The organism is Brevundimonas basaltis (genome assembly GCF_014202075.1).
GTDB lineage: Bacteria > Pseudomonadota > Alphaproteobacteria > Caulobacterales > Caulobacteraceae > Brevundimonas > Brevundimonas basaltis.
The window spans coordinates 262488-280297 of the sequence record NZ_JACHFZ010000002.1 but is presented as its reverse complement, the minus strand read 5'-3'; the positions used below and the strand labels follow the sequence as shown (position 1 = coordinate 280297).

General features: G+C 71.5%; 13 protein-coding genes and 1 riboswitch. Of the genes, 8 read left to right on the top strand and 5 right to left on the bottom strand.

Annotated features, from left to right (window positions below):
* Positions 1-56: 56 nt before the first annotated feature.
* Positions 57-265, bottom strand: a riboswitch (cobalamin riboswitch).
* Positions 266-392: 127 nt separating this feature from the next.
* A complete protein-coding gene (gene mutS / locus HNQ67_RS05830) occupies positions 393-3083 on the top strand; it encodes a DNA mismatch repair protein MutS (RefSeq protein ID WP_183253314.1) in 2691 nt (896 codons plus the stop codon).
* Here the strand turns inward: mutS and HNQ67_RS05825 are convergent.
* Positions 3080-3718 carry a CAP domain-containing protein gene (locus HNQ67_RS05825; protein ID WP_183253312.1) on the bottom strand — a complete coding sequence of 213 codons (639 nt, stop codon included), beginning with the start codon at positions 3716-3718 and terminating at the stop codon, positions 3080-3082. The two genes, mutS and HNQ67_RS05825, sit on opposite strands and share 4 nt — an antisense overlap.
* A gap of 60 nt (positions 3719-3778) precedes the next feature.
* Between HNQ67_RS05825 and glnD the strand changes: the two genes are divergently transcribed.
* From glnD to HNQ67_RS05805, 4 genes are all read left to right on the top strand, one after another.
* Positions 3779-6508, top strand: a complete 2730-nt coding sequence (gene glnD, locus HNQ67_RS05820) for a [protein-PII] uridylyltransferase (RefSeq protein WP_183253310.1) — start codon at positions 3779-3781, stop codon at positions 6506-6508.
* A 9-nt stretch (positions 6509-6517) separates the two neighbouring features.
* Complete coding sequence (murJ, locus tag HNQ67_RS05815) at positions 6518-8215, top strand: murein biosynthesis integral membrane protein MurJ (RefSeq protein WP_246347465.1); 1698 nt, start codon at positions 6518-6520, stop codon at positions 8213-8215.
* 54 nt (positions 8216-8269) lie between these two features.
* Positions 8270-9313 (top strand): tryptophan--tRNA ligase, encoded by a 1044-nt coding sequence (gene trpS / locus HNQ67_RS05810; protein ID WP_183253307.1) that lies wholly within the window; start codon positions 8270-8272, stop codon positions 9311-9313.
* Positions 9314-9381: 68 nt separating this feature from the next.
* Positions 9382-10068 (top strand): GNAT family N-acetyltransferase, encoded by a 687-nt coding sequence (locus tag HNQ67_RS05805; RefSeq protein ID WP_183253305.1) that lies wholly within the window; start codon positions 9382-9384, stop codon positions 10066-10068.
* A gap of 383 nt (positions 10069-10451) precedes the next feature.
* Here HNQ67_RS05805 and HNQ67_RS05800 read toward each other — a convergent pair whose 3' ends face one another.
* Together HNQ67_RS05800 and HNQ67_RS05795 are read right to left on the bottom strand one after the other, a co-directional pair.
* Entirely contained in the window at positions 10452-11789 is a 1338-nt protein-coding gene (locus HNQ67_RS05800; RefSeq protein ID WP_183253303.1) for an RsmB/NOP family class I SAM-dependent RNA methyltransferase, read from the bottom strand.
* 47 nt (positions 11790-11836) lie between these two features.
* Positions 11837-13825 (bottom strand): potassium transporter Kup, encoded by a 1989-nt coding sequence (locus tag HNQ67_RS05795; RefSeq protein WP_183253301.1) that lies wholly within the window; start codon positions 13823-13825, stop codon positions 11837-11839.
* 175 nt (positions 13826-14000) lie between these two features.
* Here HNQ67_RS05795 and HNQ67_RS05790 point away from each other — a divergent pair, with 175 nt between their 5' ends.
* Positions 14001-14471, top strand: a complete 471-nt coding sequence (locus HNQ67_RS05790; RefSeq protein ID WP_183253299.1) for an Rrf2 family transcriptional regulator — start codon at positions 14001-14003, stop codon at positions 14469-14471.
* Between the two features lie 17 nt (positions 14472-14488).
* A complete protein-coding gene (locus HNQ67_RS05785; RefSeq protein ID WP_343054829.1) occupies positions 14489-15271 on the top strand; it encodes an SDR family NAD(P)-dependent oxidoreductase in 783 nt (260 codons plus the stop codon).
* A 113-nt stretch (positions 15272-15384) separates the two neighbouring features.
* Here HNQ67_RS05785 and HNQ67_RS05780 read toward each other — a convergent pair whose 3' ends face one another.
* Positions 15385-16083: a MarC family protein gene (locus tag HNQ67_RS05780; RefSeq protein WP_183253297.1), complete on the bottom strand. Its 699-nt coding sequence runs from the start codon at positions 16081-16083 to the stop codon at positions 15385-15387.
* A gap of 104 nt (positions 16084-16187) precedes the next feature.
* Here HNQ67_RS05780 and pyrF point away from each other — a divergent pair, with 104 nt between their 5' ends.
* Positions 16188-16904, top strand: coding sequence for an orotidine-5'-phosphate decarboxylase (gene pyrF / locus HNQ67_RS05775; RefSeq protein ID WP_183254001.1), 717 nt, complete (start codon positions 16188-16190; stop codon positions 16902-16904).
* Here the strand turns inward: pyrF and HNQ67_RS05770 are convergent.
* The gene (locus HNQ67_RS05770) at positions 16901-17737 is read right to left on the bottom strand and encodes a hypothetical protein (protein ID WP_183253295.1); all 837 of its coding nucleotides are present in this window, start codon (positions 17735-17737) and stop codon (positions 16901-16903) included. The two genes, pyrF and HNQ67_RS05770, sit on opposite strands and share 4 nt — an antisense overlap.
* Positions 17738-17810 lie beyond the last annotated feature (73 nt).

Here is a 17810-nt window from a genome sequence, read left to right as displayed (position 1 = left end):
GCAGGTGTCGGGTCGCCTCGACGGATCACCGCGTCTCTGCCTGGTCCCGGGCAGCGGACGGACGACATCGGCGGCCAGGTCTCCTGGCTTGCGGGTCAAAAACGGAGGATCGCGCCTTCCCGGTTTCCCAGTGACGCCGGAGCCAAGGCCCCGGAATGATCGTCCGTCTCGCCGCCTACAGTTGCGGGCACAGCCGCGGTGTCGGACCGCGTTCCCTTAACCGCCTGCCCCGCTTGTCGCAGGGACACACCGTTCGGACAAGCGGCAACCCCATGACCGAGGCCCGCCGCCGGCTGGTTCGTCACAACGAGCATGGCCGACCTCACCCCGACAGGGAGGCGCAATGGAACGCTTGAGCGCGCCCCCTCATTCCTTCACCCTGCGCGGCTCAGATGAACGCCCCCCTAGCCCATCCGCCGAAAGCCGAAAGCCTGCCGTCCGCCGAAGGCGTGACGCCGGTCATGGCGCAGTTCCTGGCGGCCAAGGCCCAGGCGCCGGACGCCATCCTGTTCTTCCGCATGGGCGATTTTTACGAGCTGTTCTTCAAGGACGCCGAAATCGCGGCCGCCGCCCTGGGCATCACCCTGACCAAGCGGGGCAAGCACCAGGGCGAGGACATCCCCATGGCCGGGGTGCCGGTCCACGCGCTGGACGGCTATCTGGCGCGGCTGATCCGGCAGGGGTTCAAGGCGGCGATCTGCGAACAGCTGGAGGCGCCGTCCGAGGCGAAGAAACGCGGCTCCAAGGCGGTGGTCCACCGCGACATCGTCCGCGTGGTCACCCCCGGCACCCTGACCGAGGACAGCCTGCTGGACGCACGCGGGGCCAACCGGCTGGCCGCGGTGTCGATCCGCAGGGGCCGGGCGGCGGTGGCGGTGGTCGAACTGTCGGCCGGCTCGGTCGATGTGGTGGGCTGTTCGCTGGAGGATCTGGCCGCGACCCTGGCGTCGTTCCGGCCGTCCGAGGTGCTGGTCCCCGACCGGCTGTTCTCGGACGAGGCGGCCAGGGCGGCGCTCGACGGATCGGGCGGCGTGGTCCAGGCCCTGCCGCAGGCCATGGCCGAGCCGGTAGGGGCCCGGGTCCGGGTCGAGCGCCTTTACGGCGTCGCCTCGCTCGACGGCTACGGCGCCTTCGAGGAAGGCGAAGTTTCCGCGCTGGGACTGATCGCCGCCTATCTGGAAACGACCCAGGCCGGCAAGATCCCCGCCCTGTCGCCGCCCCGACGGTCCGGCGACACCGGCTTTCTCGCCATCGATCCGGCCACCCGGCTGAGTCTCGAGATCGACCGCACCCAGCGCGGCGAACGCGACGGTTCGCTGCTGGCCTGCATCGACCGCACGGTCACCTCGGGCGGAGCGCGGGCCCTCGCCGAGCGGATCGCCCGCCCCCTGCGCGACCCCGTGGCCATCAATCACGGCCTCGACGCGGTCGAATGGCTGCTCGAGCGCCGCGATCTGCGCCGCGATTTGCGCGACGGGCTGAAGGCGGCCCCGGACGTGGCCCGGGCGGTGTCGCGGCTGGTTCTCGGGCGGGGCGGCCCGCGCGATCTGGCCGCCATCCGCGCCGGCCTGTCGGTCGCAGAGGGCGTGGCCGGCCTGTTCCCGCCCGATCGCGACGCGCTGACCGGCCCGCCGGTCCGGCTGGTCGCCTGCCTGGACCGGCTGATGCTGTCGCCCGAGACCGGCGGCCTTCTGGTCGATCTGGCCGAAGGCCTCGTCGCCGAGCCGCCGCATCTGGCCCGTGACGGCGGCTTCGTCGCTCCCGGCTACCGGCCCGAGCTGGAAGAGGCGCGACGCCTGCGCGACGACAGCCGCCGCGTGGTGGCCGATCTGGAGGCGCGGGCGGTCGCCGATGCGGGTGTGCCGTTCAAGATCAAGCACAACGCCGTGCTCGGCTATTTCCTCGAGGTCTCGGCCAGGGCCGCCGAGCCGCTGCTGCGCCCGAGCGGCGACAGCCCCTTCATCCACCGCCAGACCCTCGCCAACCAGGTCCGCTTCACCACGGTCGAACTGTCCGAGCTGGACGCGAAGATCAGTCAGGCCGGTCATCGGGCGCTGGCCATCGAGGGCGAGACCTTCGAGACCTGGCGGCATACGGTCCAGTTGCTGGCGCGGCCCCTGCAGGCCGTCGCCGAGGCGCTGGCCGAACTGGACGCCCACGCGGCCCTCGCGGAATGGGCCGAGGAGGTCGGGGCCGTCCGTCCGGCGGTGGACGACACTGCCTGCTTCGAGGTCACGGCCGGACGCCATCCGGTGGTCGAGGCGGCGGTCAAGGCGGCCGGCGACCCCTATACGCCGAACGACTGCCGGCTGGACGGCTCAGGCGCCAACTGCGCCCGGCTGTCGATCGTCACCGGCCCGAACATGGCGGGTAAATCCACCTTCCTGCGTCAGAACGCCCTGCTGGTCGTGCTGGCCCAGGCCGGCGCCTTCGTCCCGGCGAAGGCCATGCGGCTCGGCGTCGTCGACCGGCTGTTCAGCCGCGTCGGGGCCGGCGACGACCTCGCCCGCGGCCGCTCCACCTTCATGATGGAGATGGTCGAAACCGCCGCCATCCTGACCCAGGCCACCGACCGCAGCTTCGTCGTACTGGACGAGATCGGGCGCGGCACCGCGACCTATGACGGCCTCGCCATCGCCTGGGCGGTGGCCGAGGCCCTGCACGATCACAACCGCGCCCGCACGCTTTTCGCGACCCACTATCATGAGCTGGCCGGGCTGGAGACGCGGCTGGCCCACGTCTGCAATCTGTCGATGAAGGCCCGCGAATGGAACGGCGATCTCGTTTTCCTGCACGAGGCCGCGCCGGGGGCGGCCGACCGCTCCTATGGGGTGCAGGTCGCGAAGCTGGCGGGGGTGCCCCCCGCCGTCGTGGCGCGGGCCCGGGCGGTGCTGGACCGGCTTGAGGGTGAGAAGACCGCCGCCGTCAGCCTCGACGACCTGCCCCTGTTCGCGGTTACGGAAACGCCCGCCCGACCCCCGTCCTCGGCCCTGCATGACGCGCTCACGGCCATCGAGCCGGACGAACTGTCGCCGCGCGAGGCCCTGGAGGCGCTCTACCGGCTGAAGGCCATCCGCCCCTAACCGGCCCGGGCGAAGTCGAGCACGCAGACGGAGCGCCAGACCGGATGCGGGGCGCAGGCCGCGCCGACCAGCGTATAGACCGGATTGAACAGGATGGTGCGATGGCCCCGGTCGGGCACGCCGTCGTCGACGATCAACTGCAGGATCACGTCCTCGGCCCGGTCGGAACCGTAGGCGATGGCCTCGCCCGTCGCCGACCAGCGGCCCTGACGGCGCATCCGGTCCGAGGGGCTCGATCCGTCCGCCCCGGCATGGGCGACCTGCCCCGTCCGGCTCTGCTCGTCGGCGTGTTCTGCCGCGGCGCGGTCCAGTCCCGGACTGCCCCGCAGCGCCGGGCGCGGTGTCTGCGTCTCGAGGAAGGCGATGGCCTCATCGACCGCCTCCGGCCCTTCCCGGGTGACCAGCGCGATCTCGCCCGGCCGTTCGATGCGGTCGCCGTTGAACAGGGCGCGCAGGGCGCGGGCCTTGCGGGCGTAGGCGGCCGGGTCGGTCCGGGCGGCGTTGAGCTCGGCGACGATGTCGGCCCGCGCGACGGCTCGCGTCGGACCCTGCGCCGCCGCTGGCGGACGGACGGGATCGGCCGGCGCGCATCCCGCGACGAGGATGGCCAACATCAGGCCCGTGGTTCTGATCATCCGCGTCTCCCGGTCCCGGCCACTGTCGCGCAGGCCCGCGCCCCGGTCTATACCGACCCGATGAGTCCCCGCAGTCGCCGCCCGTCCGACGCCGCCGCCCCGCCGACGGCCGACATCGACGCCTGGGCCGCGGCCGCCGCGGCGAGCGACCCGCGGGCCGCCGCCACCGCCCTGCTCCGGCAGTCGTGGGAGGCCGCCCGGACCCGCGCGGCCCAACGGCTCGAACACGGTCTCGGCGGCGTCGAGGTGGCGCGGCTGCACGCGGCAGCCGCCGACGAGATGCTGACCTCCCTGTGGCGGTTCGCGACGGAGGTCCTGTATCCGGCCCCCAATCCGACCGCGGCCGAGCGGCTCAGCCTGATCGCGGTCGGCGGCTACGGGCGCGGCGTGCTGGCGCCCTTCTCCGATCTCGACCTGTTGTTCCTGCGCCCATGGAAGTCCATCCCGCGCACCGAACAGGTGATCGAGTTCATGCTGTATGTGCTGTGGGATCTCGGCGTGAAGGTCGGCCAGTCGGCGCGCTCGGTCGACGAATGCCTGGCGCTGGCGAAGTCGGACATGACCGTGCGCACGGCCCTGCTGGAGGCGCGGCCGGTGGCCGGGGACCAAGCACTGGCCGAGGACTTCATCGGCCGGTTCCAGGCCTTTATGGCCCGGTCCGATCCCCGGCCCTTCATCGCCGCCAAGCTGGAAGAGCGCGACGCGCGTCACCAGAAGGCCGGAGCGGTGCGCTACCGGGTGGAGCCCAACGTCAAGGACGGCAAGGGCGGCCTGCGCGATCTCAACACCCTGTTCTGGATCGCCCGCTCGCTGGCGCCCGACAGCCCCCTGGGCGCGCGCGTCATGGACGATCTGCTGACCGCGCGGGAGCGCCGCACCTTCGAGGAGGCGTTCGACTTCCTGTGGCGCACGCGGGCGCATCTGCACAGGGTCGCCGGGCGCGCCGAGGAGAAGCTGACGTTCGACCTGCAGCCCGAGGTGGCGCGGCGCATGGGCTGGCGCGGCCGCGGCGACGAGCCGGCGGTCGAGCGCTTCATGCGCCGCTATTTCATCGTCGCCCGCGAAGTCGGCGCCCTGACACGGGCCATGTCGGCCAAGCTGGAGGCGCGCCAGCAGAAGCCCACCCTCAGCCTCTCGCGGCTGATCCCGGGCCGGCGGCGCAAGCTCGGCGTCGACGGCTTCGTGGAAGTCGCCGGCCGCCTGTCGGTGACCGGTCCGGAGGTGTTCGCGGAGGATCCGACCAAGCTGTTGATCCTGTTCCGGATCGCCGACGACCACGATCTGGATCTGCATCCCGACGCCTTTTCGGCGGTCAGCCGGTCCTTGCCGCTGGTGACGCCGTCGCTGCGCCGCGATCCGGTCGCCGCGCGCGCCTTTCTCGACATCCTCGCCGAAGGGCAGAGGCCCTATCGCGTGCTGTCGATGATGAACGAGACCGGCCTGCTGGGGCGCTTCCTGCCGGAATGGGGGCGGATCGTCGGCCAGACCCAGTTCAACATGTACCACGCCTATACGGTCGACGAGCACACCTTGCAGGCCATCGGCCTGATCAACGACATCTGGCGGGGCAAGCTCAAGGCGGAGCACCCCAACGCCAGCGAGATCGTCCACCGCATCGACGATTTCGAGGCCTTGATGCTGGCCATGATGCTGCACGACGTCGGCAAGGGCGGCGACCGGGGCCAGCTCGAGGATGGCGCCATTGCGGCCCGCCGCGCCTGTGAAAGGCTCGGCCTCGACCCGCGCCGGATCGAGTTCGTGGTCTGGCTGGTGCGCAACCATCTGGCGCTCAGCGACTACGCCCAGAAGCGCGACGTGTCGGACCCGGAGACGGTGCGGGCCTTCACCGAACTGGTCGGCGATCCCGAGCGGCTGCGCACCCTGCTGATCCTCACCGTCGCCGACATCCGCGCCGTCGGCCCCGGGGTGTGGAACGCCTGGAAGGGGCAGCTGATCCGCGACCTCTACCAGCAGACCGAGCGCGCGTTCCGGGGCGAGACCCTGCATCCGGCCGACCCGTTGGACGACCATCCTGAGCTGATGCGCCGCGGCCGGTCGCAAGGGGCGGTGGCCGAGGTTCTGGCCTCCGGCCCGGGGGAGACGGAGGGCCCGACGGCGACCCGGGTCGCGGTGGCGGCGCGCGATCGGCCGGGGCTGTTCGCGGACCTGGCCCAGGCGTTGTCTGCGGCGGGCGCGGACGTCGTCGGGGCGCGGGTGGCGACGGCCGAGGACGGCGCGGCCCTCGACGTGTTCGAACTGCAGGACGGCGCCGGCGCCCCCTACGGCCAGGCCGAGCCCCGCCGGTTGAGCCGTCTGCTCAAGGCGCTCGAGGCCGCGGCGCGGGGACAGGCGGCCCGCCCCTCGCCGCCCTCGCCGCCGTTCAGCCCCCGCCGCGCCGCCTTCGACGTGCGCCCCACGACCATCATCGATCTCGAACAGAGCCCGTCCGCCGCCGTGGTCGAGGTGTCCGGGGCCGACCGGCCGGGCCTGCTGGCCGATCTGGCGCGGGTGCTGGCGGAGCATCGGCTGTCGGTGCGCTCGGCCCATATCGCCGGCTTCGGCGAGCGCGCCGTGGACAGTTTCTACGTCACCGACGCCCGAGGTCGGAAGCCGAAGGCCGGATCGGCGCTGGAGCGTCTGCGGGCCGATCTCGAGACGGTGCTGGACTGGAAAGACCGGCGCGTCGCGCGGGTCTCGACCCCGGTTCGCGCCAGCCTGCGCGACGTCTCCGAGGTGGGCCGGCTGCGTCCCGCCAAACGCCCCGTATCGCGTCCGCCGGAAGCAGGCTAAGGCGCTGATATGGCCGACAAGCGCAAGCCCGACCCCGCCTCCATGGAGCCTGCCCCGCCCGTGCCGTCGGCATCGGGGACGTCGGAGCCCGTGGCGCCGCCGCCGGCGTCGTCGCGCAAGGGCGGCGGCATGATGCGCAACTCGGCCATCTTCAGCGGCCTGACCCTGGTCAGCCGGCTGGCCGGCTTCGCCCGCGACATCGTCATCACCGCGGCCCTGGGCGGCTCGGTCGGGCCGGCGGCGGACGCCTACAATACGGCCCTGAACTTCCCCAACCTGTTCCGCCGCATCTTCGCCGAGGGAGCCTTCGCCGCCGCCTTCGTGCCGGCCTATGCGCGGACGCTGGAAACGGAGGGAGCCGAGGTCGCCGACAAGGTCGCCACCGACGCCCTCGCCGCCGTCGCCTTCGCCACCGTGGTCCTGACCGTCGTCGCCCAGCTGACGATGCCGTGGCTGATGACGGTGATCAACGTCGGCTTCCTCGACGACCCGGCGCGGTTCAAGCTGGCGGTGATCCTGACCCAGATCACCATGCCCTATCTGCCGTGCATGGCCATCGCCGCCCTGCTGTCGGGTGTGCTCAACGCCCGCGGCCGGTTCATCGTCTCGGGCGCCTATCCGATCCTGCTCAACCTGATCATGCTCGCGGCCGTCATCCCGGCGCGGGGCGATCAGGTCGGCGCGGCCTATGCGGCCTCGTGGGCGGTGCTGGCGGCGGGGGTGTCGCAGGCGGGCCTGTGCTGGTGGGCGGCGCGCAAGGCCGGCGCGAACATCCGCCTCGCGCTCCCGACGCTCAGCCCCCCGGTGAAGGCCATCATCATCACCGCCATCCCGGCCGCCGTCGGCAATTCCGCGACCCAGATCAACGTTTTCATCTCCGGCAACCTGTCCAGCTTCGTGGCCGGGGGGCGGACCTGGCTGGCGACAGCGGACCGGCTCTACCAGCTGCCGCTGGGCCTCGTCGGGGTGGCCATCGGCATCGCCCTGTTGCCGCGGCTGTCCCGCGCCGTGGCCTCGCAGGACCACCAGCAGCAGCAGGCCTCGATGGACGAGGCCCTCATCCTGTCGATGGCCCTGACCCTGCCGGCCGCCGCGGCCCTGATGGCCATGCCCTATTTCCTGATCGACGCCCTGTTCACGCGCGGCGCCTTCCTCGCCTTCGACGCCGCCAACACCGCCGACGCCCTGTTCCAGTTCGGCTGGGGCGTGCCGGCTTTCGTGCTGATCCGCATTCTGGCCCCCGCCTTCTTCGCCCGCGGCGATACGCGGACGCCGATGAAGTTCGCCCTCGTCTCTGTGGCGGTGAACGCGGCCCTGGCCATCGGCCTGTTCTTCGCCGGACTGGGCATAGCGGGCATTGCGGCGGCGGTGTCGGGCGCGGCCTGGACCAATGTGCTGCTGCTCGGCGGGGCGCTGTGGCGGCGCGGGCTGTACCGGCCGAGCGTGGCGGCCTTGTCGCGGCTGGCGCGGATCGCGGCGGCGGCGGCGGGGCTGGCGGTGATCGTCGGCGTCGCGGCCTCGCTGCGCCCGATGATCGAGGCGCCGGTGGCCGATTTGCTGGCCGCCCTGGGGACAGCGCATGGGGCCAAGGAGGCGGCCCTGCTGCTGGTCACGGGGGCGGGCGGGCTGGTCTATGTGGCCCTGGCCTTCGCCACCCGCGCGGTCACCGTGGCCGAGGTGCGCGGCCTGATCCGGCGGGGACGCTAGACCGGGACGCGAGTTCCGGTTGCCCTGACCGTCGCGGTGGGGCATTTGCCGCCTATGTCAGACGCGTCCTCCATCCCCCTCGCCTATACCGGCCCGCGCCGGGTGCTCAGCGGCATCCAGGCCTCCGGCGCCCTGCACCTCGGCAACTACCTCGGCGCGCTGAAGCGGTTCACCCAGCTGCAGGACGGCGGCGCGCCCTGCTTCCTGTTCGTGGCCGACCTGCACGCCGTCACCGTGTGGCAGGACCCGACCTTGCTGACCGCGCAGACGCGCGAGATCGCGGCGGCCTATCTGGCCTCGGGACTTGACCCGGCGAAGTCGGTGATCTTCCCGCAATCGGCGGTGCGGGCGCATTCGGAATTGGCGTGGATCTTCAACTGCGTCGCCCGGCTCGGCTGGCTCGACCGGATGACCCAGTTCAAGGAGAAGTCCGGCAAGCACAAGGAGCGCTCCTCGGTCGGCCTCTACACCTATCCGGTGCTGCAGGCGGCCGACATCCTGCTCTACAAGGCCACCGAGGTGCCGACCGGCGAGGACCAGAAACAGCACCTCGAGCTGACCCGCGACATCGCCGCCAAATTCAACAACGACTTCGGTGTCCCCGGCTTCTTCCCCCTGCCCGAGCCCCTGACCCAGGGTCCCGCGCCGCGAGTGATGAGCCTGCGCGACGGGGCGGCCAAGATGTCCAAGTCCGATCCGTCAGATCAGAGCCGAATCAACCTGACCGATGACGCCGACGCCATCGTCGCCAAGGTGCGCAAGGCCCGCACCGATCCCGAGCCGCTGCCGGACACGGTCGAGGCGCTCGACGCCCGCCCCGAAGCGAAGAACCTCGTCACCATCTACGCCGCCCTCGCCGACATCAGCCGCGAGCAGGTGCTGGCCGAGTTCGGCGGACAGGGCTTCGGCGCCTTCAAGCCGGCGCTGGCCGACCTGGCCGTGGCCTCGATGGCCCCGGTCACCGCCGAGATGCGCCGCCTGATGGCCGACCCGGCCGAGATCGACCTCGTGCTGAAAAACGGCGCCGACCGCGCCGCCGCCATCGCCGATCCCGTGGTCGACGAGGTCAAGAAGATCGTCGGCTTCTGGCGCGCCTGAGCGCGGTTTCCGGACGCGGCGGCAACGCACCCTCTGGCGAACGGCGAGGTCGGCGGTAGAAGTCGGCCATGACCCTCAACCACCCTCTTGACCGCCCCGTGTGGAGCGCCCTGACCAGCCGTCAGGCGCATCTGGCGCTTGGCGACGGGCGGGCGCTGCGCTTCGATCTGGACCACGCCCTGTTCGCAGCGGCGGCCGATGGCTCGATCGAAGCCACGGAGGCGCTGGCGGCGCTCAATGTCTCCCCCCACGGCATGGGCTTGGTGGAGGCCGGCGACATGCCGCTCCCGCCCGGGGCGAGGGTGCGGGCCAGCGCCGCCTGCGTCCAGATGGTGGCGTCGTCTCTGAACCCGGGCGGCAAGGCCGTGGCCTTCGAACCGCTGGGCGAGGCCGACGCGGCGGAGATGCTGGCGCTGGCCACCCTGACCGTGCCCGGCCCGTTCTTCGAAAGGACCCACCGGCTCGGCGACTTCATCGGGGTGAAGGTCGACGGCCGGCTGGTCGCCATGGCCGGCGAGCGGATGAAGCCCGACGGCTTCACCGAGGTGTCGGGCGTCTGCACCCATCCGGACCACCGCGGCCGGGGTTACGCCGGGGCGCTGATGCGGGTGGTGACGCAGCGCATCCTCGCGCGCGGCGAGCAGGCCTTCCTGCACGCCTATGCGGCGAACACCGCGACCATCGCCCTGTACGAGACGCTGGGGTTCCGGGTGCGGACGCCGATTACTTACACCGTGCTGGACGGGCCGGTGTGAGAGTCCGGGATGGCAGGGTTTGCACTGAAAAAAACTGACCTGTCGCTTCATGATCAATCGACCCCGATGTCCCGCTTGTGAGATCGCCACGCCTGAACGGCGGCGGCGGGTTCGGACGCTGTCAAAGACCAGGCCCTGTGGGCATTTGGCCATTATGCACGGGCCTGCGTCAGAAGCGGACGTGGGGTGGGAGATAGCGGCGGCCTGGCTCGGACCGGCGTGATCGGGAGTGTCGGATTCGACCGGAACTGGCCGGGATGACAGGGTCCGGGATGGTAGGGTTTGGGCCGCTTGGTCCAGGTTGCTGAACCTTGTCATCCCGGTCGAAGCGAAGCGGAGAGCCTGGATGACAAGGTGTCAACGCTCTCCCATCGGGAGAGGGATCAGCTGACCCGGTCCAGCCTTGCGATGAAGAAGCCGTCCAGTCCGCCCTTCTCGGCCCACATCGAGGGCAGGACGCGCAGCCAGCCTTCGGGGGTCAGGGCCGCGTCGGGGGCGCCGATGTCGGCGGGGACGGCGGGGGCGGTCCTGAAGTCCGGGTGGCGGCGCAGGAAGGCGATCACCTGGGTCTCGCCCTCCTCGCGCTCCAGCGAGCAGACGCAATAGACCAGACGCCCGCCCGGCTTCACGCGCCCGGCGGCGGCGTCGAGCAGCCGGTGCTGGACATCGGCCAGTTTTGCGACGTCGGCGGGCCGGGTGGCCCGCAGCACCTCTGGATTGCGCCGGAAGGTGCCGGTGGCGGTGCAGGGCGCGTCGAGCAGCACCGCGTCGAAGGTTCGGGGGTCGTCCCAGTCCTCGGCGGGCGTGGCCACGACCTCGGCGGTCAGGCCGGTGCGGGCCAGATTGGCGCGCAGCCGCTCGAGCCGCTTGTCCGAGCGATCCAGCGAGACCACGGCGGCGCCGGCGGCGGCGATCTGCAGGGTCTTGCCCCCTGGCGCGGCGCAGAAGTCGACGACAGCTTCCCCCGCCTTCGGGGCCAGCAGGCGGACGGGAAGCGCGGCGGCCGCGTCCTGCACCCACCAGCCGCCTTCCTCGAAACCGGGCCAGCCGGCGATGTCGCCGCGACGGCCGGTGCGGACCGTGCCGCCGGGCAGCGTCTCGCCCTCGACGGCGTCGGCCACGGCGGCGGCGTCGATGCCCGGCTTGAGGCTGAGGTCGGTGGTCGGCTCCTCGCGGGCGGCCAGGGCCAGCCCGGCCAGGGTCGGCTCGCCATAGGTCGCGCGCCAGCGGGCGGCCAACCAGTCGGGCAGGTTGGATTCGGCCGTGGTCAGGCCGGGCCCGTCGCGGTCGATGCCGCGCAGCACGGCGTTGACGAGGTTCTTGTATGGCCGGGTCTTGGGGTCGCGCTCGGCCAGTTTCACGGCCGTCGACACGGCGGCGAAGGCGGGCGTTTCGAGCACCAGCGTCTGGGCCAGGGCGACGCGCAATATCGTCCGCACCGCCAGCGGCGGAGCCTTGTTCAGGCGGCGGTCGAGGATCTGGTCGATCTCGCCCAGCCGGCGCAGGGCGGCCATGGCCACGGCGCGGGCGAAGGCGCGGTCGGGACCGGGCAGGGCGCCGAATTCGCGGAACGCCTGGGCGGCGTCGAGCCCGCCGCGCCCCTCGAGCGCCGCGTTGAGCAGCACGCCCGCGGCCAACCGGGCCTCTACGCCGATGTCGGCGGCCTCGTCGCGCGGCTGTTCGACCTGGGGCGATCGGGGGCCGCGGGACTTCTCAGCCATGCGACGCCCGCGCGCGGCCGAGCTGCGGCCCTGTTTCGGATCGCGGCTCACACCGACACCTGGGTGCCGAGCTCGACCACCCGTCCGGGCGGGATGTGGAAGAAGTCGGTCGGATTGGCGGCGTTGCGCATCAGGAAGATATACAGCCGGTCCTGCCACAACGGCATGCCCTGGCTCGACGATGGCACGACCGAGCGCCGACCGAGGAAGAAGCTGGTCGACATGATGTCGAACTTCAGCCCCTGCTGCTTGCGGCACAGGTTGAGCGCCTTGGGCAGGTTGGGCTGCTCCATGAAGCCGTAGGAGATGACCAGCTTCTTGAAGTCGTCCGAGATCGGCTCGATCCGGACCCGGTCGGCCTCGGCCACGCGCGGCCGGTCGGTGGTGCGCACGGTCAGGATGACGTTCTTCTCGTGCAACACCTTGTTGTGCTTGAGATTGTGCATCAGGGCGACCGGGGCGATCTCCGGATCGGAGGTCAGGAAGATGGCCGTGCCCGGGGCCCGGTGCGGCGGACGGGCGCGCAACATCTCGATCAGGTCGGCGAGCGGCAGGCTGTCCTTTCGGGTCTTGGCGGTGAGGATCCGGGTCCCCCGCGTCCAGGTCCACATCACCAGCACGATGAGGCCGCCCATGGCCAGCGGCGCCCAGGCCCCCTGCGGAATCTTGAGCAGGTTCGACCCGAAGAAGGCCAGGTCGATGATCAGGAAGGGGGTGATGGCCGCGATGCTGAGCGGCAGACTCCACTTCCACATCCGCCGCACGATGAACCAGGCCAGCAGGCTGTCGACCAGCATGGCGCCGGTCACCGCCACGCCATAGGCGCCGGCCAGCTGCGACGAGGTCGGGAACAGCATCAGCAGCAGCAGGACGCCGACCAGCATCAGCATATTGACCGAGGGCACGAAGATCTGACCGGCCTGGCTCTCGCTGGTCTGCATGATCTTGATGCGCGGGAAGAGGCCCAGCTGGACCGCCTGCTGGGTCAGGGAGAAGGCGCCGGTGATCACCGCCTGGCTGGCGATGATGGTGGCCATGGTGGCGAGGATCAGCACCGGCCAATAGATCATCTCGGGGATCATCTCCCAGAAGGGATTCACCCGCGCCGTCGGATCGCTCAGCACCAGTGCGCCCTGGCCGAGATAGTTCAGCATCAGACAGGGCAGGACGAAGGACAGCCAGCCGGTCCGGATCGGCGACTTCCCGAAATGGCCCATGTCCGTATAGAGCGCCTCGGCCCCGGTGACGGCCAGGAAGACGCTGCCCAGCAGGATGAAACCGAGGACGCCGTTGTCGATCAGGAACAGCGCCCCGTAGTGCGGCGACAGCGCCCGCAGGATCGACGGATCGTCGAAGATGTGCAGCACGCCGAGGCTGGCCAGCACCAGGAACCACACCGTGGTGATGGGGCCGAAGGCGCGCGCCATGCTGGCCGTGCCCCGCGCCTGGACCATGAACAGGGTGATCAGGATGCCGATGGCGATGGGCAGTATGAAGGGGGTCATCCGCCCGCCCACGCCGGGCGCGTCACCGAGGCCTTCGACCGCCGACAGCACCGACACCGCCGGGGTCAGCACCCCGTCGGCGTAGAACATGGCGGCGCCGCAGACGCCGAGGAAGAAGACGAGCGTCGAGCGTTTGCCGATGGCTCGCTGGGCCAGGGCCATCAGGGCCAGGGTTCCGCCCTCGCCCTTGTTGTCGGCGCGCATCAGGAAGAAGACGTATTTGACCGTGACCACGAGGATCAGGGCCCAGAACACGAGGGACACGGTGCCGAGAACGGCCAGCTCGGCCGTGCCGCCGCTGCGCGAATGGCTCAGCGCCTCGCGCATGGCGTAGAGCGGGCTGGTGCCGATGTCGCCGAACACCACGCCGATGGCGCCGATGATCAGGCCCCATTTGCCCGCCTTGACGTGACCGCCAGCGCCCGCCGCCGAGGGGTGAGGGTGGGCGGGGGCAACGGACTTGTCCTGGGGCTTTGCGGAGTTCGCGGCGGCGGGCTTGCCGTCTTCACCTTGGGGAGGGGCCCCGACCATGAAGTGCCTCCGGGGCGTCGCACGGCGCGGTCCCCATCAAACGAGCGGCGAGCCTTTAGGCCCTTTCGCCCGCCGGTTCAATCGTGCCGCAGGTGCGAAGGCGTCCGCGGGCGCCGCTCGGGGAATCACTTCGTTTGTGAAAGCACCGCCGTCGTCCTATCTTCCCATCAACGCCATGTCCGACAGTCAACGTTTCCCCGTCGCCGCCCACGCCCTGGCCTATCTGGCCCACAAGGGCGCCTACTCGCCGGCCGAGGCCGCGCCGAGCGCGGTTCTGGCCGCCTCGGTGCCGACCAATCCGGTGGTGGTGCGCCGGGTCACGGCCCTGCTGGCCAAGGCCGGGCTGATCGGCACGCGGCCCGGCGCCTCGGGCGGGGCCTGGCTGCTGCACCGGCCCGAGACCATCACCCTCGACACGGTGCTCCGGGCGGTGCACGGCTGCGCCCATCTCGGCTCGCCGCCGGCCGGCGCCAAGGGCTGCCCGGTCAGCACCCATATCCCGCGTCAGGTGGCCAAGGCCCTGACCGCCGCCGACCTCGCCGCCGGCGAGGCCCTGTCGAAGGTCACCATCGCCGATCTGCTGGCCGCCGACCCGCCGTCGCTGGCGGGCTTCGCGCCGCACCCGTCCTGTCCGGTCGCCGCCTGAGCGGCCAACGCCGGACCGTGCTGATCACCGGCGCCTCGGCCGGGATCGGGGCGGCGCTGGCGCGGGTCTATGCGGTTGAAGGCTGGGACCTGATCCTCACCGCCCGCCGCGAGAGGGCGTTGCAGGCCCTCGCGGGCGAACTGGCCGCCGGCGGCGCGACGGTCGCGGTCGTCCCCGAAGATCTCGCCGACCCCGCCGCCCCGCGCCGGCTGTTCGACGCCGTCGCCGCGCGCGGTCTGACCGTCGACGGCCTCGTCAACAACGCCGGTTTCAGCCGCACGGCCGGCTTTCTCGCCACGGAGCCGGAGGTCCAGGCGGCGATGATCCGCGTCATGCTGACCGCCCCGGTCGAACTGGCCCGGCTGTTCGCCCCCGGCATGGTCGAGCGCGGCTATGGCCGCATCCTCAACGTCGCCTCGCTGGCCGGCCGCATGCCGGCGACCGGCGGCGACACCCTCTACGGCCCGATCAAGTCCTTCCTGATCAAGGCCTCTCAGGGCCTGCATCTGGAGTTGCGCGGGACCGGCGTCCACGTCACCGCCCTGTGCCCCGGCTACACCCTGACCGAGTTCCACGACGCCAACGGCACGCGCGCCGAGGTGTCGGCGGCCTATCCCGCCTGGATGTGGCAGACGGCGGAGCATGTGGCCCGGGTGGGTTACGCGGCCTGCGAGACCAACCGGCCCGGCGTCACGCCGGGCGTCATGAACACCCTGCTCGCGGGCCTCGCCAAACACCTGCCCGACCGCCTGGCCCTCGCCATGGTGGGCGGCCATGCGAAACGGCTGAAGCGGATCTGATCCGGGCCGCCGGGAAAGACGTCTTCGTCGTCGCCGAATTCTCCGCTCGAGGTCGCGAATTCCCTGCCGGACTGTCCCCGAATTCCCTTGCCCGCCTAGCGCGTGGGACGCGGTCAGTGCCCGCCCGACGGATACGGCGCCGTCACATCCCCGCTGAACATCCCCGGCAGGGCCTCGCCGAGGCCGGCGAGCATGAACTGGATGGCCAGGGCGCACAGGATCAGGCCCAGCACCCGCACCACGATGGTCATGCCGACCTCGCCGAGCAGGCGGCTGATCGGTCCGGTCAGGGCGAAGATCAGGAAGGTGGCGACGCCGGCCGCGCCGATCGCCGTCAGGCCCGCCACCGTGCCGGCCGGGCCGATCTTCTGGGCTTCACCCGCCTGGATGATGATGGTCGAGATGGCCCCGGGGCCGATCAGCAGCGGCATGGCGAAGGGCACCACCAGCCGCTGGAAGCGCCGCTTGGCGTAGCCGCGCACATCGGCCGCGTCGGACACCGCGTCAGGATCGGCGAACATCTTGAGGAAGTCGCCCCGGGTCATGTCGAGGCCGAGCAGCAGCAGCAGGATGCCGCCGGCGATCCGGAACGCCGCCAGCGAGATGCCGAAGAATTGCAGCAGGCTGAGACCTGTGAAGAAGAAGAAGGTCAGGAAGCCGACGATGAACAGGCACAGCAGGCCGGTGACCTGCATCCGCTGCCGGGCGCTGGCCCCGGCGGTGGCGGCGGCGAAGATCGGGATGTTGCCGATCGGGTCGACCAGGGCGAACAGGGCCACGAACAGGTTGACGCCCAGATCGACCGCGTCCATGTGCTGACCTCGCCCTGCAATCCAACCGACCACGGCTAACCGGGCTGAACGCCGGTCCGTGCGTCCGGTTCTAGCTGAGCCGGAAGGCCGACGCCATGACCCCGCTGCTGACCGACCCGCGCCTGATCGTCGGCCTCGACCTGCCCTCGATCGAGGCCGCCCGGGCCATGGTCGACCGGCTCGAGGGCGCGATCACCAGCTACAAGATCGGCCTGACCCTGCTGGCCCGCCCCGGCGGCGTCGCCTTCGCCCACGAGCTAAAGGCCCGCGGCCTGACCGTCTTCCAGGACTGGAAGCTGCACGACATCGGGGCCCAGGTGGAGGGCGCGGCCCGGGCCGTGGCGGAGGGCGGCTGCGACCTGCTGACGGTCCACGCCGAGCCGCAGGTGATGCGCGGCGCGGTCAGGGGGCGCGACGCGGCCGGGACGCAGACGAAACTGCTGGCGGTGACGGTGCTGACCAGCCTTTCGGACGCCGACCTGGCCGACATCGGCTACGGCTTCACGGCCGCCGATCTGGTCGAGCGGCGGGTGCGCCAGGCCCTGGACTGCGGCGTCGACGGCGTGGTCTCCAGCCCGCTCGAGGCCGCGCGGGTCCGCCAGATCGCCGACGCGGCCGGGCGGCCCGACTTCCTGATCGTCACCCCGGGCGTCCGGCCCGAGGGCGCGGACAAGGGCGACCAGCAGCGCGTGGCGACGCCGCGTGAGGCGCTGCAGGCTGGCGCCACCCACCTCGTCGTCGCCCGACCGGTGGTGGCGGCGGCTGATCCGCTGCTCGCGGCCTCGGCCCTGGTCGAGTCGATCGTCGGCTTCGCTCGCTAGCCGCGCTCGCCGGGCTCCTGCCGGTACTGCTGGCGGGGCGGAGCCTCGCGGCGCGGCCGATACGGCCGTTCCGTCGAACGACGCGGCGGCTCGTAGCGCGGCGGCTCGGGCAGATAGGGCGGCGGATAGGGCGCCGGCTCGCGGCAGTCGCAATCGGCGCGACCGTCGATATAGCCCCGCTCGTAGTCGCCGATGCCGTAACCGCCCCCCGCGTTCCGCTCCCCATACGCGCCGTACTCGAAACTCCCGTATTCCTCGTAGCTTTCGTAGGATTCGTACGACCGCTCCTCGTAGCGGTCGTGACGCTCGCTGTAGCCGTAGCGGCCGCCCCGGTCGTAGCCATGGTCCTCGTAGCGGACGTAGCCGCCGCACGACGGCGGGCGGCGCTCGTCGCGGCCGAAGCCGGTGACCACATAGCCGAACGGCGCGCTGGCGCAGGCCAGCACCCGGCGGTCGATGTCGTAATAGACCGGCGCCCCGTAGCCGTAGCCATAGCCGACGTCGCCGCCGTAACCCCCGCCGCCGACATAGACGGTCCCGCCGCCGAAGCCGCCGCGCCGGCCGTTGTCGACGCTATAGGCGCGGGCGTTGAGGTAGGAGGCGGCCGAGGCTCCGGCGAAGGCCTGGGCGCTGGCGTTGGCGTTGGCGTTCACATTGACGTTCACATTGTGCGAGCCCCCGCCGTGGCCGCAGCACGGGGGCGGCGGCGGGCGGTGGTCGCAGCAGGGCGGAGGTGGCGGGCGGTGCCCGCCGCCCCCCCGGGGCTCGCCGGCGAAGGCGGGGCCGGCGGCGAGAAGGGCGACGACGGTGGCGGAAAGGGTTAACGCGCGCATGACGAGGACTCCGATGCTGGAGCCGTTGTAAGTCGCTGGAATGAAAAGGGTTCGGAATGCACCGAGGGCGCGA